This is a genomic window from Protofrankia sp. CiT1, from assembly GCF_917627335.1.
Lineage (GTDB): Bacteria > Actinomycetota > Actinomycetes > Frankiales > Frankiaceae > Protofrankia.
On sequence record NZ_CAKJTP010000284.1, the window covers coordinates 1,345 to 2,794 of the forward strand.

Genomic DNA, 1,450 nt, shown 5'->3' on the forward strand with positions numbered 1-1,450 from the left:
GAGGGGCGACCCGAAGCGCTCGACCGGCTCCTTGCCGCAATCACCGAGACCCTGCCTGCCGTGGCGATCCTCGATCGGCTCGCCGCTGCCGAACGCGCCTACCGGCAGACGCATCGGGTCGCTGTCCGGGCTACAGCTCGACTCGAAGACCTCCTCGACCGGGCCGAGCGCGCCGAAGTGCGAGTAGCCCGCATTCGGGAGGTGCTCGACGGCCTGGAGTTCGACGCCGAGGCCGAGGAGGACGCGCCGCGTGCGAGTGGAATGCGAAGAGCCGCGGACCGCATTCGCGAAGCGCTTGATGGCACCAGCGGCGATCAGGCGCCCTAGCCAATACCGAGACTCCATTCGCGAACGGCCCGCTTGCACCCTGAATGCCCACCTACCGAAAAGGATCACCCCCATGACTGCGCCCGCCGTCCGTGCCCCGCGAACTCGCCGGACCCGACGAACCCGGCCGCCCGAGACGATCGCCCGATCCAAGCGCGACGGCGAAGGTCACACCCTGGAAATGCACAGCGTCCCCGCAGCCCTGCGTGCGGCTGGCTATGAGGTCGTCTTCGCGGACAAGTCCCGCGGCGTGGCCGATCACGTCGCCTGGAGACCCGGACAGCTCCTCGTCATCGCCACCCGCATCACCGCTGTCAAGAAACGCAGCCCCGAGTTCTCTCGTGTCGAACAGCAGGGTCTCTGGGACCTGACCCGGGACTCCAGGCGTGGATTTGAGGTTCTTGCGCTCTTCGCGACCGCCTACCACGCCGCGGCGCCCGGCAATGTCTGCGCCTGCTCCGGGCTCACTCCTGACCCGGTTCGCTACCTGCGCATGACCGGCCCGCCCGTCGGGCAGGGTCGGCGGCCCTCCCGGGAGCCTTGGGTGCCCGATACCGCCTAACCTGCCAGACCTGTGTCCGCGGTGTCCCATTGCCCGGGACGTGGTGTTCCTGGGCATGGGACGACCGCGCGCGAAAGTCGCGTCAGGATAAACAATAATCTTGTTTGCTTCTGCGCAAGCGGTATCGCCTAGGGGTGCGGTGCGGGCGCATGCGTAACCGTGAAGTTTCTGCGAGTCACGTCCCTCCCGCGCCAGAACCATGCCCGGAGCAGAACCTGGCGCGGTCGGTGCGTGTTTCGCCGATCGTGAAAATAGCGACAAAGATCCCCAGATTTTGGTAACGATCAAAACCGACTACCATATTTTTCTCTGTCGCCTACCCCAAAAATTGGTGATCAAATTGGCGAGTTTTCGCGCTCCGAAGCCTCCGTTTTTGTACAGTCGTTCGACTCTGCCCATGTACGGTGAGCGACCGCCCGTGCGTTTTGATGTTGATTCCACGACGGGTCGTGCGGCGGTGGCGTGCGCGCGCGAGGTGATCGAGTCACGGGTGTCGCGTGGTTTTGTGCCGCCTGAGCTGCAAGAACGGTGGATGCGCGTGGCGTCGGAGGCGGCGTATGC

General features: G+C 65.3%; 2 protein-coding genes and 1 pseudogene. All 3 read left to right on the forward strand.

Annotated features, from left to right (window positions below):
* Window positions 1-327 (forward strand): annotated as a pseudogene (locus tag MJ785_RS21560) (hypothetical protein); the annotation flags it as partial.
* 73 nt (window positions 328-400) lie between these two features.
* Window positions 401-889: a hypothetical protein gene (locus MJ785_RS21565; RefSeq protein ID WP_239382692.1), complete on the forward strand. Its 489-nt coding sequence runs from the start codon at window positions 401-403 to the stop codon at window positions 887-889.
* A 199-nt stretch (window positions 890-1,088) separates the two neighbouring features.
* A partial coding sequence (locus MJ785_RS21570) for a hypothetical protein (RefSeq protein ID WP_239382694.1) occupies window positions 1,089-1,450 on the forward strand: 362 nt, incomplete at its 3' end.

Excerpts from the sequence above, each read along its gene's own strand:
- MJ785_RS21565 (WP_239382692.1), top strand. The coding sequence starts at position 401 with ATGACTGCGCCCGCCGTCCGTGCCCCGCGAACTCGCCGGACCCGACGA.